The sequence below is a fragment of the Bradyrhizobium sp. SRL28 genome, from assembly GCF_018596315.1.
GTDB lineage: Bacteria > Pseudomonadota > Alphaproteobacteria > Rhizobiales > Xanthobacteraceae > Bradyrhizobium.
This window is the reverse complement of the sequence record NZ_JAHEAG010000018.1, coordinates 1-19,660: the sequence shown is the minus strand read 5'-3', so window position 1 is coordinate 19,660 and position 19,660 is coordinate 1. Positions and strand designations below refer to the sequence as shown.

Sequence of the window (19,660 nt, the reverse complement as noted above, 5' to 3'; positions counted from 1 at the left end):
CTAAGAACCTTTCTATTAGAGGAATCGTCATCCCGCGCGTTATGCGTCCCACTGGGGTTGCGCTGCCAAGTTTTCCTGAAAGCGCGACAAGTGCTCGCAGGTTGGGGTGACGCTTTGAAGTCTCGTGATTTGTTGATGGTCGCCGCGTCGGCGACCGCGTCCGTATTGGTGTCGTGGCCGCAGTCGACATTCGCGCAGTCGAATTCCGGCTCCGCGGCGCAACCTCTCCCGTCAGTCGTGGTCACCTCGCCAGAGAAACGCACCGCGGCCACGACGACGCGGCGCAGCCGTCGCCCAGCGGCGCAAAGCGCGGCTGCTTCCCGAAGGCCCCAACCGAAGCGCGAGGCGCCGGCGGCCGCCGTCGTCGAGAACCCGCGTGGCGCGGTTCAAGGTTATGTTGCCGGCCGTTCGATGGCGGGCACCAAGACCAACACGCCGATCATGGAGACGCCGCAGTCGCTTTCGGTGATCGGCAGCGAACAGATCCGCGACCAGAAACCCGGCAAGTTCGACGAGATCCTGCGCTACACGCCGGGCGTTCTCGGCGGAACCTTCGGTGCCGATCCGCGCAACGACTGGTTTCTGATCCGCGGCTTCAAATCCGACGATGTCGGCCTGTTCCTCGACGGGCTGCAGCTCTTCTACACGTCCTTTGCGAGCTGGAAGCTTCAGCCATTCAACCTCGCCCGCGTCGAGGTGCTCCGCGGTCCCTCCGCCGTACTGTATGGCGGCTCCAGCCCGAGCGGCATCGTCAACGCGGTCAGCAAGACGCCCCCGACAGAGCCGATCCGCTATCTCGAAACCGGGGTCAATAATTTCGGCAATGCCTATCTTTCGTTCGATTTCGGCGGTCCGGTCGCGACCTCGCCCGAAAACGGCAAGCTGTTCTACCGCGTGGTCGGGCAGGTCCAGAACGGCGGCACCCAGGTCGATTTCACGCCCGACAATAACTATTTCATCGCGCCATCGCTGACCTGGAAGCCCGACGCGGATACAACCTTCACCGTGCTGGCGTCAGCCTCGAAGAACGACACCCGCAGCCAGAACTTCCTGCCCTATATCGGCACCGTCGTATCAGCGCCATTCGGCCGGATCCCGACCAGTCTGTTCGCCAGCGATCCGAGCGTCGATAAGTTCAAGCGCGAACAGGAAATGCTGGGCTACCAGCTCGAGCGAAATCTCTCCGATGACGTAACTTTCCGGCAGAACGCCCGTTTCGCGCACGTCGACGTTACCCTCTCCACGCTATTCGGCCTGGGTTACGTCAATGCAGATCCCGCTACGGCGTCCCTGTTCCGCGGCAACTTCCTCGCTCGTGGCGTCGCCAATCAGGCCAATCTCGATAGCCAGCTCGAATATCGCTTCAACACCGGCATTCTCAGCCATACCGCGCTATTCGGCCTCGACCTCAGGCATTACCGTATCGACGATCGGCAAGGGTTTACTACTGCCGGCGTCCTCCCACTCAATCTGGTGAATCCGGTCTACGCACCCACCGCTTACTACAACGGTCCGTTCAACCCGGATACGACGCTGACCCAGAAGCAGCTCGGCGCCTACGTGCAGGATCAGATCAAGCTCGATCGGTTCACGCTGGTGCTCAGCGGTCGCAACGACTGGGTAGCAACCACGAATGACAATCACATCGGAGTCGGCCAGAGCCGCGAAGACAGCAAGTTCAGCGGGCGCGCCGGGCTGATCTACAATTTCGATTTCGGCCTTGCGCCCTACGTCTCCTACGCCACCAGTTACAATCCGGTCATCGGCCAAAATTCCGGTCAATTGCTGTTGCCGGAAACCGGCCAGCAAACCGAAGTGGGCTTCAAATTCCAGCCAGTCGGTTTCAATGGTCACATCGGCTTGGCTTGGTTCGACTTGAAGCGACAGAATGCGCTGACGTTCGATCCGACCAATGTATTTCAACCGACCCAGAGCGGCGAAGTCACGTCGCGCGGTCTCGAACTGGAAGCCGTCGCCAATCTCGCCCCCGGGTTCAAGGTGATCGGCGCGTTCACGACTTACGATCTTTTCATCAGCAAGGATCTGAATCCGGCGCTGATCGGCAAGGTCCCGACCGCCACGCCGCGCCAGCTCACCTCGGGCTGGATGGACTACACCTTCCAGGAAGGTCCGCTGACCGGATTTGGCTTCGGCGGCGGCGTCCGCTATATCGGCTCGTCCTTTGCCGACCAGGCGAACCTGCTGCCGGTCCCTTCCGTCGTACTCGGCGACGCCGCCATCCACTACGAATGGAAGAACTGGCGCGCAGCACTCAACGTCATCAACGTCGCCGATACGGTCTACGTCGCGAACTGCTCGTCGGCGAACGCCTGCTTCTATGGCGATCGGCGCCGGGCGACGGCGAGCCTGTCGTATAAGTGGTAGCCGCGTCCAGGGTCGAGTGAAAGGAGGCCACGCTGAAAGCCAGAACCGTTCGCATCTGGTCGGTGGTTCACACCTGGAGCAGCCTGATATCGACGCTGTTCCTGCTAATGTTGTGCATCACTGGCCTGCCGCTGATCTTCCATCACGAGATCGACGAACTGCTCGGCTACGATCCGAAGCCCGAGATCGCCCAGCCGGGCGCGGTGAAGCGGAGCATCGACGAGATCGCCCGCACGGCGCTCGCGCATGATCCCGGCCGTGTCCTGCAGTATATCTTGTGGGACAAGGACGAACCGAACACGGTGATCGCCTTTACCAACAACAAGGTCGATGGCGATCCGGACGCGGCGACGCTCAGGGCGTACGATGCCCACACCGCCAAGCCGCTCGGCTCGGTCGGCGGCGGTCCGATGCTGATCTTCCTCAAGCTCCACGTCGACATGTTTGCGGGCCAGCCCGGCAAGCTGTTCCTCGGCGCGATGGGATTCCTGTTCCTGGTCGCGATCATTTCCGGCGTGGTGCTGTACTGGCCGTTCACGCGCCGCCTGAGCTTTGGCACGCTGAGGGACAAGTCGCGCCGTATTGCCTGGTTCGACTGGCACAATCTGCTCGGCGCCATAACCATCGCATGGGCGCTGGTGGTCGGCGCCACCGGCGTCATCAATACGCTCGCCGAGATAATGCTGAGCCAGTGGAAAGCCAACGAACTCGCTGACATGGTCAAGCCCTATGCCGGCAAGCCGCCGCCGGTGCATCTCGCCTCGCTTGACGCCACGCTCGATAAAGCGCGGAAGATCGCGCCCGACATGAATGTCTCGTTCGTCGCCTTTCCAGGCACGCCCTTTACGAGCTCGCATCATTTCGCAGTCTTCATGCGCGGCCACACGCCGCTGACATCGCGGCTTCTCAAGCCGGTGCTGCTGGATGGCAAAACCGGCGACGTGTCCGATGCGCGCGACCTTCCCGTCTATCTCAAGGCGCTGCTGGTCTCGCAGCCGCTGCATTTCGGGGACTATGGCGGCATGCCGCTGAAGGTCATCTGGGCGCTGCTCGATATCATGACCATCGTCGTGATCGGCAGCGGGCTGTATCTGTGGATCGTCAAACGCCGCAAGCACCGCAGCCACGCCATCGCGGGACAGCCTTTGTTGCAGCCGTCTGAATGACCACCGCTGCACGCAAACCACGATCCAGCGGCAATTGGTGGACCGTGTATGGCGGTCCGCTCCTGCTCGGCGTGCTGTCGGTCGCGGGGCTATTGACGGCGCTGCTCTCCGAAGGCGCCGGCCGTTATTTTTCCTGGATCGGCGTTGGTGCGCCCATCGCCATCACCGCGTGGTTTTTCGCGCGGCGCAAGCAGGGCTAGGCCGGCCGCATCAGTTTCAGCGTGGCGGCCAGCCGCAGACTGCGCTTGCCCGCCAGCGCAATGGCTTCGAGTTCAGCACCCGCCTCGTCGCAGGTGCCGGTAAAGCCGATGCCGACCTCATGACCGCCGAACACGGGGTTTTCGCCCTTAGCCGGCGTGTGCTCCTGGTTGAGGATCTCGCCCTTCCAGCGGCCGTTGGCCGAGGAATAGGCGCCGAGGTAATAGAAGAAAGCGTCGCCGCCGAGGATGCGCCCGTCCAGCAGCAGCATGACACCCGACAACCCGGCCTTGACACCGTCGAGCGCTCGAAGCTGGTGGGAATAGAGTCCGTTGACGATGCCGCCCTGCCCGACGGTACCGACCGGCGGCAATCCCTCGTCGTCGAGCCGTGTCAGCTCGGCCCAGAACAGCGCGCCCGGCCGCGGCGCGGCGCTGCCTTCAAAACGAATCCTGTTGCCTTGCAGCTTGCCCCGCACGCTGATGGCGGCGATGTCGGTGTCCATCAGCGGCTTGTAGTAGGGGTCGTCATTGTGGCGCTGGGTGATGACCTCACCGAGAATTTCACCGCCACTCTCCTGATAGGTGCCGAGATGGGCGAAGGCGGAGTTTCCACCCAGCATTTTACCGTTGTGCATGCACATGATGCTGCGGCCGAACGCGTCGTTCACGCCATACTCGACCTTGTAGAGCCCGTTCAGCAACGAAGGTGTCCCGCTTGTTGAATCCGTCCGGCGGGGCTTAGCACCGCCGCGAGCCCGGAACCAGCCGCGTTTTAGGGCGGGTTCAGTGCCGTTTGAAATACTGCACGGCGCGCTCGTGCTTTTCCGCTGCCGCGCGGGATTTGAAGGTTCCAAGGTTACGGCGTTTGCCCGTTTTCGGGTTGATCTTGCGGGAATAGAGCCGGTATTCGCCCGATTGCAGTTTTCGGATCATGGAAAGCACCGCTTGTTGGCGAGCCCCCGTCCGCAACAATTGCGCCGTGGGGCCTCTTGTTCCGGGCCGGCCATTCGCGTTGTCTTGAGGCCTGCAATGCCGGATCGCTTGCCGGCGCGGCATGAATGGAGGCCTTGGTGCAACATTTCTTCCTCTATGTCCTCGCGCTCGGCGGCGGGATCAGCGTCACCACGCAACAGGTGCTCAATGGCAGCCTGCGCACGGCTTTGGGTTCGCCGGCATGGGCAGGGCTGATCAGCTATGCCGGCGGCCTCATCACCATGATCGTTGTGGTGATCGCGCTCGGCGAGCGGGTGCCTTCCTGGAAAACAATGGCCGATGTGCCGTGGTATGCGTGGTCCGGCGGCGTGTTCGGCGCCGCCTTCATCCTGCTGGCGATCCTCCTGCTGCCTTCCATCGGCGCGGCGACGCTGTTCGCGCTGGTGATTGCCGGCCAGGTGCTCGCCGCGGTGACGCTCGATCATTTCGGCGCATTCGGCTTGACGCCGCATCCGATCAGCGCCGCGCGGCTGGCGGGCGCCGCTCTCCTGATCGCCGGCGTCGTCTTGATCAGAGAGTGAAATTCAAGGCTCCAGCCCGCTCGCGCGCAGCGCCGGTGCGGCCTCTGGCGAAGCGAGAAACCGCAGCAACCGGTCTGCCTCGGCAGGCCTGTTCGTCGCCGCCATTCGTCCTGCGGAAAACACGGCAGGCGTCTGCAGTTGGCGCGGAATGGGATCTACGACCTCGATGCCGCCGACCTGCTTCAACTCGCTGATCTGCTGAACCGCGAGATCGGCCTCGCCGGTGACGAGCCGCTCGGCGGTAAAGCCCTGCGGGATGATCTGCGCCTTTGCATTGATCTCGGAGGCAATGCCGAGCCGCTCGATCAGCTTTGCGAACAGAATGCCGATGGCGCCGAGCCGCGAATAGGCCACCGAGCGCGCGCCGAGCAACGCCGCGCGCAGCGCAGCCTCGGTTGATATATCCGGATGGGCCGCGCCGGCTTTCACAGCGATGCCGACCCATGAGCGCGCGAGATCCACGCAACTTTCCGCCGCCACCCGCCCCTCGCGTGCGACTTCGTTGAGCCCCTCGCGGGTCAGGATCACAATGTCGGCGGCCTCACCGACGCGCAACCGCTCCAGCAGCGCCAATGTCGGAGCGAAATCGGCATCGATACGCGCGCCACCGGCCGTTTGATACCGGCCCGCCAAGCTGTGCACGGCGCCCTTCAACGCCAGCGTCGAGAGCACGCGAATGGCGTCGCTCATGACAGCTACACCCGGCGCATCAGCTTGAGCACCGCGGTCATGCGAAGGCTGCGCTTGCCGGCGAGCGCGGTCGCCTCAAGCATCGCGCCCTCCTCGTCGCAGGTACCGGAAAAGCCGATGCCGACTTCATGGCCGCCGAAGATGGGGTTCTCCCCCATGGCCGGCGTGTGTTCCTGATTCAGGATCTGGCCCTTCCAGCGGCCCTTCTCCGAGGTGTAGGTACCGAGATAATAGAACGAGGCGTCGCCGCCCAGGATACGGCCGTCATTGAGCAACATCACGCCGGTCAGGCCGCCCTCGACACCGTCAAGCATGCGGATGTGAATGGAATAGAGGCCATTGACGACGCCCCCTTCGCCGACACCACCGGCGATCGGCACGGCGTCCTGCTCGATCGGCGTCATCACCGAGTGGAACGCCACGCCGGGCAGTTCCTTCAAGCCCCCTTCAAAACGGTAGAGGTCTCCGTCAGCCCTGCCCTTCGCCAGCAGGGTGGCATCGTCGGTGCCGGCCATCGCGCGGTAGCTCGGGTCCGGGTTATGGCGGACGGTCTGGATCACGATGTCGACGCCGTCGTCCCGCTTTTCGTACGTGCCGATATGGGCAAAGGCCGAATTGCCGCCCAGCATCCTGCCGTCGCGCGCATACATCACGCTGCGGCCGACCGCTGCGCCAAGCTGAAACCTGACTTTGTAAAATCCCTCAAACAATGCCGCGTCCCCGGCAAGCCCAAGGCCGTTGTCTAGCGCGCTTCATAACGCAGGGGAACGGCCTTGAACTGGCGTATTTGAATCAAACGCATCAAGACGCCGTGTCATCAAAACGCAATGATCCGCCAAGGCGGTTTCGCCTTGGCGGATCAGCTTAGCTGCCCCGGGGCGTCCCGGGTCATATCGTAGGTCCCTTTAGGCCGCGGCCGCCTTGGCGCCGGTCGGAACTTCCGCGATGGTCTTCAGGATCTGGGAAGCGATCTGGTATGGGTCGCCCTGCGAGTTCGGGCGGCGGTCTTCCAGATAGCCCTTGTATCCGTTGTTGGCGAAGGAGTGCGGAACGCGGATCGAGGCGCCGCGGTCGGCAATGCCGTAGCTGAACTTGTTCCAGGGGGCGGTCTCGTGCTTGCCGGTCAGGCGCTTGTCGTTATCCGGCCCGTAGACAGCAATGTGGTCCATGAGATTCTTGTCAAAGGCCGCCATCAGCTTCTCGAAATACTCCTTGCCGCCGACTTCACGCATGAACTTGGTCGAGAAGTTGGCGTGCATGCCGGAGCCGTTCCAGTCGGTGTCGCCGAGCGGCTTGCAGTGGAATTCGATGTCGATGCCGTAAGATTCGGTGAGACGCAGCATCAGGTAGCGCGCCATCCACATTTCGTCAGCGGCCTTCTTGGAGCCCTTGCCGAAAATCTGGAATTCCCACTGGCCTTTCGCCACTTCGGCGTTGATGCCTTCGTGGTTGATGCCGGCGGCGAGGCAGAGGTTGAGGTGCTCTTCCACGATCTTGCGCGCGACGCTACCGACGTTCGAATAACCGACGCCGGTGTAGTACGGGCCCTGCGGCGCCGGATAGCCATCGGACGGAAAGCCGAGCGGACGGCCGTCCTTGTAGAAGAAGTATTCCTGCTCGAAGCCGAACCAGGCGCCTTCATCGTCGAGGATCGTCGCGCGCTTGTTCGAGGCGTGCGGGGTCTTGCCATCGGGCATCATGACTTCGCACATCACCAGCGCGCCGTTTTCCCGCGCGGCATCCGGATAGACGGCGACCGGCTTCAGCACGCAATCGGAGCTGTGGCCTTCGGCCTGCATGGTCGACGAGCCGTCAAAGCCCCACAGCGGAAGCTGTTCCAGCGTCGGGAACTTGTCGAATTCCTTGATCTGCGTTTTGCCGCGCAGATTCGGCGTCGGCGTATAGCCGTCGAGCCAAATATACTCGAGCTTGTACTTGGTCATTGAGCCTCTCTTGAGTTGCTAGTGGAATGCGGAAGACCGAAGCCTTGAAATCTGGATTTTGACGCCCAGCCCCCTGGAAGTCTCCGCATACGTGTACCCGGCCACGTCAGGCCACGTCTTACTAAGCATTTAACGTGCCAATCGCTGCACTGCGGGAGAGGCTATCCACAGGGCGGCTTGGCCGCAGGCTAAAATAAAAGCTGCGACATAGAAGCGCGGCAGGCCCACAAATCGGGCGACGCAGCGGCAGGTTTGCTGTCCGAATCCAGCCCATTTCTCCAGCATTTTCGCTTCCAGGCCGCTCTGCGATTAAAGCTGCGGCACCCCTTCGAGGCATCCGTGGGGGACACCGACCTAGCCAGGCAACCATAGCGCCGGCTCATGCGTTGGTCATCCGCCCGCTGCCTTGCAGGAAGCAATGCCCAGAATGCCTACGAATTAGACAGAAAGTGGCGCTCTCTTAGTCACCTTCCTCCCGCTCGGAGCACCGACAATATCGACTTATGTAACCACTAGAGAACGAGTCGGGCGCACCATGGAGGCTGTTGCTTCGGCGCAAGGAGAGACTGACATGATGAATACAGGTGTAAATCAGGGGTCCGCAAGGATCTACCAATTCCCGACCGGGGGCCGCGCGGCTCTCGGGGGACGTCGCTATGGCGAGGCCAAGACCGAGTTTGCCGCCCCGCCGGCCAACCTCGCGGCTTGCTGCGACAGCTGGTACCACGCAGCCGCCATCGAGGACGAAAAGAACGGGCGTGACCACTGATGTCCGGGAGGTGTTTAGCAGGGACGCGCCCGCTCAATGGGGCGCGGACGGTGAACTGAAAAGGGTCGAAACGATATCGTTTCGGCCCTTTTTCATGTCTGCTCGCATGTGGTGACCGGCCGCTTGGCATGCTTGAGCGTCGTGACCCCGGCCTTGGTGATCCGCAAGGTGACGCCCTTCCCCTGATAACGCGATCCCGACAGCGCCACCCGCTTGGGCAGTGTGATGGCCTTGCCGTCGAGCTGCAGATGGGCGCGCTTGTCGTACTGGAAAAACCCGACCATGAATTGCGCGCCATCCGCGCAGCGATAGTTCCGGAAAGTCGACTGCGCGAACGCGGCCGACGGTACGGCTACAATCGCCGCCACGCATAGCGCCGCGCCAAAAATCGTGTTTCTGCGACAATTCATGTTTCGCCCCCTGCTGGGTTCAGTATAGACGAGACGGGAGCGGACAACATGCCCCTCCCCCGTCCGCCGCTCGAGATCGTCCGAACCAGCCAATGTCCACCTCTCCCACCCGCCATCTCAAGCTCTCCGGCGCTAGCAATTTCCGCGATCTCGGCGGCTACCCGACAAGCGACGGCCGGACCGTGCGCTGGCGGCAGATCTTCCGCTCCAACCATCTCGGCCATCTCACCGATGACGATGTCTCCGTCCTGCGGGAGCTGGGCGTCCGCAGCGCGTTCGACTTTCGCGGCACCGAGGAACGCGCCGCCGCCTTGTGCGGCATGCCTGAAATCACCGTTCATTCGCTGCCGGTCGAACCCACTGTTGTCGCGGCGCTGCGCGCCATCGCGGCCGCCGGCACGCCGCTATCGACGGACCACGCCGTCGACGTGATGCGCGATTCCTACAGCGGCTATGTTCAGAACAACACGCAGCATTTCCGCACGCTGTTTGCGCATCTCCTGGAAGATCGCGCGCCGCTGGTGATCCATTGCACCGCCGGCAAGGACCGCACCGGTTTTGCCTGCGCGCTGATCCTGCATACGCTCGGCGTTTCCGACGACATCATCTCGGAAGACTATCTCCTGACCAACCGTTTCTACCGCAGGGATCCCAATCACAGCACCGACCTGCCCGACGAGATCAGGCAGGTGCTGGGGTCAGTGCAGGCATCGTTCCTTGCCGCCGCGTTCGAGGCCATCGATACCGACTATGGCGATCTCGAAACTTATCTTCGCGATGGCCTCGGCCTCGGCAAAGCCGAACGCGCCCATCTCGAAGCGCGTTACCTGCAAGACTGATCTGCAAGGCGTACCTAATTTGCCCGCCGCACCGACACGACCTGCGCGGACAGCTTGCCGCCTCGATCCCTGACGTTGACCTGCACCACGTAGTCGTTGCTGGTTTCGCCCTTGGGCACATAGAGCATCGCGGTAAAACGAAGGCGGCCCCGCGCATCAAGTGTCACGGGCAGATCCTCATGCACCCGGAACGAATTGCCCTCGCGATTTCGCGGCGGCAGCCTGGCTGTCAAGACAGGCTCGACCAGCGCGCGCAGATCGAGCTTGGTCGCCGTTGCTCCATCAATCCGGTAATACGCAAAGGAATCGCTGTCCCAGCGGCTGTTCGCGACCTCGACGACGGCCCGGCTATCCGGCGACCACGCTGCCATCAATTCGGAGCGGTTAGCCCGCATCTCGCCAGTCTCCCAATGGGTGCCGCCGAGCGTGGCAAGCACCGCGCCATCGGTCACACGGATCAGGACGTTTTCGACGCCGTTGGGAGCATCGCGGCCGGACGGCAGGCCCTGCGCGGTCCGCCAGGCGAATGCATAATTCTTGGATGGCGAAGTGGTGTCGGCGAATACGCGCGACGCGCTATTGCCCGCACCACAGACAAGGTCGCCACCTTGATCGGCGACACAGGCCTGTGCCCGCACCGCAACCGTTTGCAGTGCGTACAATGCGAGGAGCACGACCGGCAATGTCAGAGCGGAGCGCACCGCTCGATCCTACGCTCCGGCGCCTGCTCCGTAAAGCTGCACACGGATCTCGCGGCACGTTGCTGGCTTAGGCCGCCGCTTCCATTTCCAGTTCGGCATCGAGATCGGCGATGACGTCCTCGAACGCCGAGATCGCCTGCTGGATCGCCGCGATCTGCATCAATTCCCAGCTCGAGACCGGACCGCTGCGATTCTGCAACGCTACGACCAGGTCGCGCCGCTGCTCCTTAAGCTGAACAAGCGGTAAACCATGATCCACCAAACCCATGACGAATTCCCCTGCCTTTTGTTGGTATCCCGGTTCTATCGAGCGGAGTCTGCAAACGGCTTACAGAACTCCGGCAAATTTTATCGATTCCGCCCCGTTCCGTAGTCCGCACAGACGCAGCCGCGGCAATTTGGGCTCGCGAGACCGACCGTCTCATGCAGAAATTCGCCTCATTGCCAGTGAAAAACTCCTGATAGAGTGCGCTCCCTTTCCCCGGCATGTGGAGGCCCTCAATGGACGGAAAAGTCATTGTCGTGACGGGCGCGCTGGGTGCGCTCGGCCGGGTGGTGGTGGACGAGGCTCTTGCGCGGGGCGCCCAAATTGCAAGCGTCGATCACGCGCCGACGCAGGCCCCGGCCACGGCTGATCTGTTCGAGCTCGGCGGCATCGACCTGACCGATGCGGCCCAGGCCGGCAAGGCGATCGCTGCCGCCGCGTCGCATTTCGGCAAGCTCGACGCGCTGATCAACATTGCCGGCGGCTTCGCCTTCGAAACGGTGGCGGACGGCGATCCCAAAACCTGGCAACGGATGTACGCGCTCAACGTCATGACCGCGCTCAATGCCTCGCGCGCGGCGATCCCGCATCTCGTCTCGTCGGGCACCGGCCGCATCGTCAATATCGGCGCGATGGGCGCGCTGCAGGCAGGCAGTGGCATGGGCGCCTACGCGGCCTCCAAGGCCGGCGTGCATCGCCTCACCGAGGCGCTCGCTGCCGAACTCAAGGGCAAGGTCACGGTCAATGCCGTGCTGCCGTCGATCATCGACACCGCGGCCAACCGCGCCAGCATGCCCAAAGCCGACTTCGCAAAATGGGTGACGCCGAGGGAGTTGGCCGACGTGATCCTGTTCCTCGCCAGCGATGCGGCCAGCGCCGTCACCGGCGCCCTGCTGCCGGTGAACGGGAGGGTTTAACCCTCCACCTCCACCAGCTTTCGCAGCACGGCCTTGAAGCGGATGCTGCGCTTGCCGGCGAGCGCGGTGGCTTCGCCTTCCGCGCCATCGTCGTCGTAGGTGCCGGAAAAGCCGATGCCGACTTCATGGCCGCTGAACAGCGGCCGCTCGCTCCTGGCCGACGTATGCTCGCGGTTGATGAGTTCGCCTTTCCATCTGCCGTTCGCCGCCGAGTAGGCCCCGATATAGTCGAAGAACGCGTCGCCGCCCCTGATGCTGCCATCACGCAGCATCATGACGCCGGTGTTGCCGGCGTCGATACCGTCGAGCATGCGGATGTGGATGGAATAGAGCCCGTTGCCGATCCCGTCAGGTCCGACCACACCGGGCGGCGGCGCGTCGACGTCGTTGATCGGGCTCAGGACGGTCGTGAACCGGACTCCCGGCAAGGCCGCGCTGCCGCCCTCGAAATGAACCTCCTCCCCGCGGCCCACACCCGTGAAATTCATCGCGATATTGTCGACGTCGAACATCGGGACATAGGCGGGATCGTGGTAGTGGCGCGACATCATGCATTCGGCGGAGATGATGCCGTCGGCCTCGGTGAAATGGCCAACGAATGAAGACCCGGAATCGCCGCCGTAGAGCCCGCCGCCCGCGGTGGCGAACATCACGCCGGAACCTTCCCCGCGCTCCGTCGTGAAACGGAATTTGTATAACCCCTGCAGCACGCCCTGCTCACTCCGGAAATTGGCAAATACCAGTGCCCCGCGAACGATCGATCGCAGGTTCCCTCAATTGCCGTTGGCCTTGTCCCCGCTCCGACAATAGCCGCTGCCGTGCTATCCAATCAAACGCTTTGCCGGAATTCGGCTAGAGTCCCGCGGGATTGAGTCGCGGCTGCGTCCGCCGCTGGAGCGAAATTTGGAAACCGCGCTTTATCTTCCCGTCAAACGCTTCCTCGAAAAGCTCGGCTTCACCGTCAAGGGCGAGGTCGGGGGCTGCGATCTGGTGGCGTTGAGCGGCGACGATCCGCCGATCGTGGTGATCGGCGAACTGAAGCTTGCCTTCAACCTGGAACTGATTCTGCAGGCGGTCGATCGCGCCGGCGCGGCCGACGAGGTCTGGCTCGCGGCCAAACTGTCTGCCCGCGGCAAGGGCCGCGAAAGCGACGCGCGCTATCGCAATCTCTGCCGCCACCTTGGTTTCGGCATGCTCGCCGTCACCAACACGGGCGATGTCGAGGTGATCGTCCAGCCTGCGACGGCAGCCCCGCGGCGCAATCCAAAAAAGCGGTCACGGCTGGTCGCGGAGCATCAGAAGCGTAAGGGCGATCCTGCGATGGGCGGCTCGACGCGCGCGCCGATCATGACGGCTTACCGGCAACAGGCGCTGGCCTGCGCCTCGGCGCTGTCAGGCGGGCCGCGACGTGTGAAGGATTTGCGGATCGAAATTCCCGACGCCGGAAAAATCCTGCTGCATAATGTCTATGGCTGGTTCGACCGCGCCGAGCGCGGCATCTATGTGCTGACCGATGCCGGACATGCCGCGCTGAAACGCTGGCCGCAGCAGCCGTTGGATCTGACCGCCGCCGGCAATCCCGCGCCATGACGGCGAGAACGGGAGGATATCATGATCGTGGTGACCGGCAGCGTGACCGCGCGCGCGGACAGTTTTGACGAAGTCCGCCGATTGAGCCTCGAGCACGTCCGTCGTTCGCGCACCGAGCCCGGCTGCATCTCGCATGCCGTGCATGTCGATTGCGAAAATCCGTTGCGGCTGGTGTTTTTCGAGCAATGGGCCGATCGCGCCGCACTATTGGCCCATTTTGCCGTCCCCGCCTCGCGCGATTTCGTCCGATCGCTGCAAAAGCTCGCCGATCAGGCCACGACCATCGAACTGTACGACGCTACCAGGCTGGAGAAATTGTAGATGCATGGCTGTAATGACATGTGAAATTCATATTGCAATGCAACATGAGGGCACTTAGGTATCTCCGCATCAGATGCGAGGCCCCTATGAGCGAAGACTGGAACACGAAATACGGCACACGACGCGTCCGGCGGGATCCGCCGACGCTGGAAGAGGCAATCTTCGCCGCGGTGGGGATCACCGATGATCAGCAGCAGCAGGCGGAAATCGCTTCCGCGCTGATGGGACTGCCCTACGAGGAAGTGCTGGCTGAAGTGAAGAAGACCGGCCGCGCGGTAGCGCGATCGGCCACCCGCATCATCGCAGGCGAGCAAGGCGCCCAGCGCGCCGTCGTGGTCGAGCGCCGCGTTATCAGGCGGTTCGGCAACGACAAGCGCACCGGCACCTGAAGCCCATAGCGTTTTTGAGCGAAAGCCTGCCGCGGACTTGATCCGGCGTGGAGACCGTTTCGCGTAAAAACGCGTCAAAACAAAAGACTAGAGCCCGGTTCTGATTCAATCAGAACCGGGCTCTAAAGGTTTTGGGCAATTCGCTGGATCAGCGAATTGGCATGATTGAACGCGCTGCTCAGGCGGCGCGGCTCCCGCCATACATCCGAAGCAGCATCCGCCAATAGGCACGGTTCATATTCGCGACCGTGCGCGCGGCATTCAGCGTGCTGTCCGCCCAGGTGGTTGCAAGCTCCGTCTGATCCTGTTTCGTCAGGTCGATGGTGCCGGTGGATTCGCCGTGGCGGAACACAAGCTGCGCGCCGAACTTGTTGGCAAGCGCCCGCATCGCCTCGTTCTGCGCGCCGGTGGTGATCCGCAGGCTCTTGTAACCCTTGGCGCGCGCCTCCGTGATCAGTTTTCTGAAGAGAATGCTGCCGACGCCCCGGCGGCGCACCGACGATTCGACGCTGAAGGCGATCTCGGGGAGCGAATCCGGTGACTGGTCCGGCGGATGCAGCTCCGCCGCACCCCGAACCACGCCGTTTTCAAAGAAGGCGATGATGGTCGTGCCGTCATTGGCGCATTTCTCGGCGTAGCGCTCGATGAAGCTGTCGTCCATGAAGCCATGGAAGCGGTCATGGCGGCTGGTGCGGTCGAGCCGCAGCAGGTGATCGCGCAACAGCGGCAATTCTTCCTGCTGGCTCAGCGTGCGCACGCTACTATTGGCGAGCGCGGCCGCAATATGGGTGAGGTACATATCCAAAACTCCTCTGAGAGAAGCCCTCGAGGAGGCGTCGAATCCCTAGACCACCTATATTGTGCATCGCAACATGAAATTCAAGCCCGGATTGTCCGTATGCTGCCTTAAATAATGGCAGTAATTGCAGCGACTTAGCGGCACATTCATTAACCAATTGTTAAGGTTGGCCGCCCGGCGCAGACTGGGCACGGGGATTGCTTATTTCTGGCTTTAGGCGACACATTCGGATGGTTCGTGGAGGTCCGTCGTGGCTGTCGTGCTCGACACGAGTTCGTGCCTTCCGGAGCGCCGGCTTGCGGTGTGGCAGGACATCGTCTGCGACACTTTCGTCGGCCTTGACTGCAAATCGGACATGCGGGGCGCGTTCTGGGGCGCGGTGTCGCAATCCAGAATCGGGCCGGTAGCGCTCACGCAGGTCGATTCCACAGCACAGCGCGTCTTCCGCACGCCATCGCGAATAGCCCGCGCCAGCGAAGATTACGTGCTGATGGCGCTGGGCAACCACGGCGTAAACGGCGTCTACCAGGATGGCCGCGAGGCGATCGTCTCCGCCGGACAATTCGTCCTTTACGACACCACGCGCCCCTACGAATTGCGCTTCGACGACAGTTTTTCGCAGACCATCTTCCAGATGCCGCGCAAGCTGCTGCAACAGCGCGTCGGCTCGTTCGACAGCTTAACTGCGACTGCATTTACAGGCGATCGTCCGCTCGAACGGCTGACCTATGATTTCGCGCGCAATGTGAGCAGGACGATCGAGCTGATCGATCCCGCAGCCGCAAGCCGCCTGCTCGACCAGGTGCTTGACCTGCTCGCGATGACGCTGGCCGACAGGCTGCACTCGCGCTTGCCGGACCAGTCGGTCCACCGATCGGCGCTGCTCTATCGCCTCAAGAATCATATCCTGACGCATCTCGCCGATCCCGAGCTATCGCTGCCGCGCGCCGCGGCGGCGACAGGAATCTCGCCACGTTACGCCAGCGATCTGATGGCCGCCGAGCAGACCTCGTTCCGCGGTTACGTGCAGATGCAGCGGCTGGAGCGCTGCAAGCGCGATCTTGGCGACCCTGCCTACCAGGCCCGGCACATCGGTGAGATCGCCTTCGCATGGGGCTTTAACGACCTCGCCCATTTTAGCCGCATCTTCAAGCAGCGGTTCGGCGTCTCGCCGCGCGAATGGCGCGAGCAGCCGCGCCAATAACGCCTTCCCGCCGGCATCTCCTTCCTGCCACGTCCCAGGCATCCGGCGTCTATCTGCGCGTTAAGACAAGTTTTCGTTCCGCTGCAGACAAGCGGCGCGCGTTGCCATGGCTGTAGGCTCGGGATCAGCGAGTGTCGGCCTCCAATGCGAAAGGAATGGTGCGATGGGTCTGGTTCATCAGAAATACAAGGTGGCGGTGGTTCAGGCGGCGCCGGTTTTTCTCGATCTCGATGCAACCGTGGACAAGACCATCGCGCTGATCGAGGAAGCTTCCGTGAAAGGCGCCAAGCTGATCGCGTTTCCCGAAACCTTCATTCCCGGATACCCGTGGCAGATCTGGCTCGGCGCCCCCGCCTGGGCGATCGGCCGCGGCTTTGTGCAGCGCAATTTCGACAATTCCCTCGCCTTCGACAGCCCGCAGGCGGAAAAGATCCGCAACGCCGTGAAGCGCGCCAAGCTGACCGCCGTGCTCGGGCTATCCGAACGCGACGGCGGCAGTCTCTACATCGCGCAGTGGCTGATCGGCCCCGACGGCGAAACCATCGCCAAGCGCCGGAAACTGCGTCCGACCCATGCCGAACGCACCGTGTTCGGCGAAGGCGACGGCAGCGATCTTGCGGTCCACGATCGCGCCGACGTCGGACGGATCGGCGCGCTGTGCTGCTGGGAGCACCTGCAGCCGCTGTCGAAATACGCGATGTACGCCCAGAACGAACAGGTGCATGTCGGCGCCTGGCCGAGTTTTTCGCTGTACGACCCGTTCGCGCATGCGCTCGGCCATGAGGTCAACAACGCCGCCAGCAAGGTCTATGCGGTCGAAGGCTCGTGCTTCTTCCTCGGCCCCTGCGCGGTCGTCTCGCAGGCGATGATCGACGAGCTCTGCGACTCCCCCGAAAAGCACGCCTTCCTGCATACCGGCGGCGGCCACGCCGTGATCTACGGGCCGGACGGCAGTTCGCTTGCCGATAAGCTCCCACCCGACCAGGAAGGCATTCTGTATGCCGATATCGATCTCGGCATGATCGGGGTGGCGAAGAATGCCGCCGACCCGGCCGGGCATTATTCGCGGCCGGACGTCACGCGGCTGTTGCTCAACACCACGCGCGCCAACCGCGTCGAACATTTCTCGCTTCCCGTCGATGCCGAGGTCATGAGCGAAATCAGGCTGCAGGCCTGACGCGCTTCAATTCCGAAGGAGCAGGCCGATGGAATCCGCGATCCCCGAGCATCTGCGAACCGCACGAACGCGTCACCGCCGGGTCGGCGACGATTATGCGCCGCCTTATCCGTCCTTCGTGGCGCGGCACAAGCCAAGCGTGACGCGGGTGGTGATGGCCTATTTCGGCCTCCAATCCCGCGGCGCGCCCCCGGCCGCCGCGGAACAGGCGTTGGCGCGGCTCGCGTCGGATTTCGCAACGGCTGACGGCCCAACGCATTGGGACCGCGCGAGCTATGTCGACGAGGCCGGTTTCACCAACGTCGTCACGGTGGCCTATTGGGACGACCGGCAAAAATTCGATCGCTGGTTTCCGGCCGCGCGCGAGCATTGGACCGGCGAGCAGCGGACCAACGGCGGGTTCGGAACCTTCATCGAGGCACTTTACCCGTCCGTGGAAGGCTATGAGACGCTGTTCTCATCCCTCGGAAGACCCGAAGGTGTCGCGGTTCTCGCCGACGGCATGAGCGGCGAGGTTTTGGAGCACGCCTATTGGGGTGGCATGCGCGACCGCATCCCGTTGTCCCAGACCAGCGAGATGGCGCCTTCAGGCGCCGCCCGCGCGATCCGCGACGGGGCGCGCATCCGCATCATCCCGCATGACAATGTCTGCCTGATCCGCTCGGGTCAGGACTGGGGCGACACCGAAGCCGCCGAACGCAAGATGTACCTCGGCGATGTCGAGCCGGTGCTGCGCGAAGGCATGGACTTCCTGCGCGACCAGGGACGTTCGATCGGCTGCTACGCCAACCGCTACATGACCGTCGTCGACCCCGACGGCGCGGCGACCGAAAAATCCTACGGCATGAGCTGGTGGAAGAGCCTGTCGGCGCTGGAACGCTGGGCTGAATCGCACCCGACCCATGTCAGGATATTCGGCGCCGCCATGAAATATTTGTCGACGCTCGGGCCGGCCGCGAAACTGCGGCTCTACCACGAGGTCACCGTCGCCCGCGCCGACGAACAGCTTTTCGAATATGTGGATTGTCATCCGCAAACCGGAATGCTGAACGCCGTGCAGACGGTGGACGCCGCCTGAAGCTACAGCACCATCTGCGTTTGCGTAACGACTGCGACCAGCTTGCCGTCCTCGGTCTCCAGCCGGGTCTGCCAGACCTGGGTGCGGCGCCCCCGGTGCACCGGGGTCGCGGTGGCGATTACCGTCGACCCTTCCTTGGCGCCGCCGATGAAATTGGTCTTGCTCTCGATCGTGGTAGTGCCCTTGGCGTCCGCAGGCAGGTTGATGACGGTCGCCGCAGCGCCGACCGAATCCGCGAATGCCATGATCGCGCCGCCATGAATTGTGTTCCGCAGCGTGCAGAGATCCGGCCGCACCAGCATCTTGGCCACCACCCGATCCATTCCGGCTTCGGTGAAGGTCACGCCCTTCAGCTCGGCAAACGGCATCTTCATCGACTGGATTTTTTCGAGCGGCGTCATTCGTCCTCCGGTTCTTCTTGAAGCGATTTCTCAGACAGAATGGATGGCCCCGGTAAATCAGGCAATGACCTCTGTGCGGGCCGGAATTCGGCATACCGGCGACATGCGCCAGTTCCCACCCCGCCGGATCGTCTGCCTGACCGAAGAGACCGTCGAGACGCTGTACCTGCTCGGCGAGCAGGACCGCATCGTCGGCGTCTCCGGCTATGCCGTACGTCCACCGGGAGTCCGCCGCGAGAAGCCGCGGGTTTCCGCCTTCATCTCCGCGGACATCCCGAAAATTCTCGCGCTCGAGCCCGATCTCGTGCTCGCCTTCTCCGATCTGCAAGCCGGCATCGTCGCCGATCTGGTGCGCGCGGGCGTCGCTATCCACGTCTTCAATCAGCGCGACATCGCGGGCATTTTCGCGATGATCCGCACGCTGGGCGCCATTGTCGGCGCCGCCGAGCGCGCCGATCAGCTGGCTCGGAGCTTTGAAGAACGTCTTGCGCGCATCGCGGCAACGCCCCGGCCCTCGCCCAAGCCAAAAGTCTATTTCGAGGAATGGGACGATCCACTGATCTCCGGCATCGGCTGGGTGTCCGAACTGATCGAGATCGCTGGCGGCGAGGACGCGCTTCCAAAGCTGCGGTTTCAGCAGGCAGCCAAGGACCGCATCATTGCGCCGGATGTGGTGCGCGATGCCGCGCCCGATGTGATCCTCGCCTCCTGGTGCGGCAAGAAGGTGGTGCCCGATCGCATCCGGCAGCGCCCGGGCTGGAGCGAAATTCCGGCGGTGCGCGCCAATCGCATTGTGGAGATCAAGTCGACGGTCATCCTGCAGCCGGGACCGGCGGCGCTGACCGATGGGATTGATGCGATCGTGAAAGCGTTGTGGGGGTGACCGGCCGCGAACTCTCCGC

At 63.0% G+C, this 19,660-nt stretch carries 25 protein-coding genes; 14 read left to right on the top strand and 11 right to left on the bottom strand.

Going from position 1 to position 19,660, the window contains the following annotated elements; genetic code table 11:
• The first annotated feature begins 135 nt into the window (after positions 1-135).
• The 3 genes from KIP88_RS27850 to KIP88_RS27840 all read left to right on the top strand — a co-directional run bounded on the left by KIP88_RS27850 (position 136) and on the right by KIP88_RS27840 (position 3,751).
• Positions 136-2,385: a TonB-dependent siderophore receptor gene (locus tag KIP88_RS27850; protein ID WP_214491430.1), complete on the top strand. Its 2,250-nt coding sequence runs from the start codon at positions 136-138 to the stop codon at positions 2,383-2,385.
• A gap of 62 nt (positions 2,386-2,447) precedes the next feature.
• Entirely contained in the window at positions 2,448-3,551 is a 1,104-nt protein-coding gene (locus KIP88_RS27845; protein WP_308163654.1) for a PepSY-associated TM helix domain-containing protein, read from the top strand.
• Positions 3,548-3,751: a hypothetical protein gene (locus tag KIP88_RS27840; RefSeq protein WP_214491264.1), complete on the top strand. Its 204-nt coding sequence runs from the start codon at positions 3,548-3,550 to the stop codon at positions 3,749-3,751. The genes KIP88_RS27845 and KIP88_RS27840 overlap by 4 nt, the downstream gene beginning before the upstream one ends.
• Here KIP88_RS27840 and KIP88_RS27835 read toward each other — a convergent pair.
• Both KIP88_RS27835 and KIP88_RS27830 read right to left on the bottom strand, forming a co-directional pair.
• Positions 3,748-4,452, bottom strand: a complete 705-nt coding sequence (locus KIP88_RS27835; RefSeq protein WP_214491263.1) for a hypothetical protein — start codon at positions 4,450-4,452, stop codon at positions 3,748-3,750. The two genes, KIP88_RS27840 and KIP88_RS27835, sit on opposite strands and share 4 nt — an antisense overlap.
• A gap of 82 nt (positions 4,453-4,534) precedes the next feature.
• Positions 4,535-4,807 carry a hypothetical protein gene (locus KIP88_RS27830; protein ID WP_214491438.1) on the bottom strand — a complete coding sequence of 91 codons (273 nt, stop codon included), beginning with the start codon at positions 4,805-4,807 and terminating at the stop codon, positions 4,535-4,537.
• A gap of 14 nt (positions 4,808-4,821) precedes the next feature.
• Here KIP88_RS27830 and KIP88_RS27825 point away from each other — a divergent pair, with 14 nt between their 5' ends.
• Positions 4,822-5,265 (top strand): DMT family transporter, encoded by a 444-nt coding sequence (locus KIP88_RS27825; protein WP_308163653.1) that lies wholly within the window; start codon positions 4,822-4,824, stop codon positions 5,263-5,265.
• A gap of 3 nt (positions 5,266-5,268) precedes the next feature.
• Here KIP88_RS27825 and KIP88_RS27820 read toward each other — a convergent pair whose 3' ends face one another.
• From KIP88_RS27820 to KIP88_RS27810, 3 genes are all read right to left on the bottom strand, one after another.
• On the bottom strand, positions 5,269-5,955 hold the full coding sequence (locus KIP88_RS27820) for a substrate-binding domain-containing protein (protein WP_214491261.1): 687 nt from the start codon (positions 5,953-5,955) through the stop codon (positions 5,269-5,271).
• A gap of 5 nt (positions 5,956-5,960) precedes the next feature.
• Entirely contained in the window at positions 5,961-6,665 is a 705-nt protein-coding gene (locus KIP88_RS27815) for a GrlR family regulatory protein (protein WP_214491260.1), read from the bottom strand.
• 195 nt (positions 6,666-6,860) lie between these two features.
• Positions 6,861-7,898, bottom strand: a complete 1,038-nt coding sequence (locus KIP88_RS27810) for a glutamine synthetase beta-grasp domain-containing protein (RefSeq protein ID WP_214491259.1) — start codon at positions 7,896-7,898, stop codon at positions 6,861-6,863.
• Positions 7,899-8,469: 571 nt separating this feature from the next.
• On the opposite strand from KIP88_RS27810, the gene KIP88_RS27805 reads away from it, so the two are divergent.
• Positions 8,470-8,667, top strand: a complete 198-nt coding sequence (locus KIP88_RS27805) for a DUF2735 domain-containing protein (protein WP_214491258.1) — start codon at positions 8,470-8,472, stop codon at positions 8,665-8,667.
• A 92-nt stretch (positions 8,668-8,759) separates the two neighbouring features.
• On the opposite strand, the gene KIP88_RS27800 is transcribed toward KIP88_RS27805, so the two are convergent.
• Positions 8,760-9,077 carry an MliC family protein gene (locus KIP88_RS27800; RefSeq protein WP_214491257.1) on the bottom strand — a complete coding sequence of 106 codons (318 nt, stop codon included), beginning with the start codon at positions 9,075-9,077 and terminating at the stop codon, positions 8,760-8,762.
• Positions 9,078-9,169: 92 nt separating this feature from the next.
• Here KIP88_RS27800 and KIP88_RS27795 point away from each other — a divergent pair, with 92 nt between their 5' ends.
• Positions 9,170-9,916, top strand: coding sequence for a tyrosine-protein phosphatase (locus KIP88_RS27795; RefSeq protein ID WP_214491256.1), 747 nt, complete (start codon positions 9,170-9,172; stop codon positions 9,914-9,916).
• 14 nt (positions 9,917-9,930) lie between these two features.
• On the opposite strand, the gene KIP88_RS27790 is transcribed toward KIP88_RS27795, so the two are convergent.
• Together KIP88_RS27790 and KIP88_RS27785 are read right to left on the bottom strand one after the other, a co-directional pair.
• Entirely contained in the window at positions 9,931-10,617 is a 687-nt protein-coding gene (locus tag KIP88_RS27790; protein ID WP_214491255.1) for a hypothetical protein, read from the bottom strand.
• Positions 10,618-10,684: 67 nt separating this feature from the next.
• Complete coding sequence (locus KIP88_RS27785; protein ID WP_214491254.1) at positions 10,685-10,885, bottom strand: hypothetical protein; 201 nt, start codon at positions 10,883-10,885, stop codon at positions 10,685-10,687.
• A 233-nt stretch (positions 10,886-11,118) separates the two neighbouring features.
• Between KIP88_RS27785 and fabG the strand changes: the two genes are divergently transcribed.
• A complete protein-coding gene (fabG, locus tag KIP88_RS27780) occupies positions 11,119-11,799 on the top strand; it encodes a 3-oxoacyl-ACP reductase FabG (RefSeq protein ID WP_214491253.1) in 681 nt (226 codons plus the stop codon).
• On the opposite strand, the gene KIP88_RS27775 is transcribed toward fabG, so the two are convergent.
• Complete coding sequence (locus KIP88_RS27775; protein ID WP_214491252.1) at positions 11,796-12,509, bottom strand: hypothetical protein; 714 nt, start codon at positions 12,507-12,509, stop codon at positions 11,796-11,798. The genes fabG and KIP88_RS27775 overlap by 4 nt on opposite strands.
• 193 nt (positions 12,510-12,702) lie before the next feature.
• On the opposite strand from KIP88_RS27775, the gene KIP88_RS27770 reads away from it, so the two are divergent.
• The 3 genes from KIP88_RS27770 to KIP88_RS27760 all read left to right on the top strand — a co-directional run bounded on the left by KIP88_RS27770 (position 12,703) and on the right by KIP88_RS27760 (position 14,099).
• Positions 12,703-13,389: a DUF2161 domain-containing phosphodiesterase gene (locus KIP88_RS27770; protein ID WP_214491251.1), complete on the top strand. Its 687-nt coding sequence runs from the start codon at positions 12,703-12,705 to the stop codon at positions 13,387-13,389.
• 21 nt (positions 13,390-13,410) lie between these two features.
• Positions 13,411-13,710: a putative quinol monooxygenase gene (locus KIP88_RS27765; protein ID WP_214491250.1), complete on the top strand. Its 300-nt coding sequence runs from the start codon at positions 13,411-13,413 to the stop codon at positions 13,708-13,710.
• Between the two features lie 86 nt (positions 13,711-13,796).
• Positions 13,797-14,099 (top strand): hypothetical protein, encoded by a 303-nt coding sequence (locus tag KIP88_RS27760; protein WP_214491249.1) that lies wholly within the window; start codon positions 13,797-13,799, stop codon positions 14,097-14,099.
• A gap of 178 nt (positions 14,100-14,277) precedes the next feature.
• On the opposite strand, the gene KIP88_RS27755 is transcribed toward KIP88_RS27760, so the two are convergent.
• Positions 14,278-14,898 carry a GNAT family N-acetyltransferase gene (locus KIP88_RS27755; RefSeq protein WP_214491248.1) on the bottom strand — a complete coding sequence of 207 codons (621 nt, stop codon included), beginning with the start codon at positions 14,896-14,898 and terminating at the stop codon, positions 14,278-14,280.
• Positions 14,899-15,148: 250 nt separating this feature from the next.
• On the opposite strand from KIP88_RS27755, the gene KIP88_RS27750 reads away from it, so the two are divergent.
• The 3 genes from KIP88_RS27750 (at position 15,149) to KIP88_RS27740 (ending at position 18,357) form a co-directional block, all read left to right on the top strand.
• On the top strand, positions 15,149-16,102 hold the full coding sequence (locus KIP88_RS27750) for a helix-turn-helix domain-containing protein (RefSeq protein WP_308163652.1): 954 nt from the start codon (positions 15,149-15,151) through the stop codon (positions 16,100-16,102).
• A gap of 163 nt (positions 16,103-16,265) precedes the next feature.
• Complete coding sequence (locus KIP88_RS27745; RefSeq protein WP_214491247.1) at positions 16,266-17,279, top strand: carbon-nitrogen hydrolase family protein; 1,014 nt, start codon at positions 16,266-16,268, stop codon at positions 17,277-17,279.
• Between the two features lie 28 nt (positions 17,280-17,307).
• Positions 17,308-18,357 (top strand): phenylacetaldoxime dehydratase family protein, encoded by a 1,050-nt coding sequence (locus KIP88_RS27740; RefSeq protein ID WP_214491246.1) that lies wholly within the window; start codon positions 17,308-17,310, stop codon positions 18,355-18,357.
• A 2-nt stretch (positions 18,358-18,359) separates the two neighbouring features.
• Here the strand turns inward: KIP88_RS27740 and KIP88_RS27735 are convergent, their stop codons facing one another.
• Positions 18,360-18,758 (bottom strand): PaaI family thioesterase, encoded by a 399-nt coding sequence (locus KIP88_RS27735; protein ID WP_214491245.1) that lies wholly within the window; start codon positions 18,756-18,758, stop codon positions 18,360-18,362.
• 103 nt (positions 18,759-18,861) lie between these two features.
• Here KIP88_RS27735 and KIP88_RS27730 point away from each other — a divergent pair, with 103 nt between their 5' ends.
• Positions 18,862-19,641, top strand: coding sequence for a cobalamin-binding protein (locus KIP88_RS27730; protein WP_214491428.1), 780 nt, complete (start codon positions 18,862-18,864; stop codon positions 19,639-19,641).
• Positions 19,642-19,660: the final 19 nt, after the last annotated feature.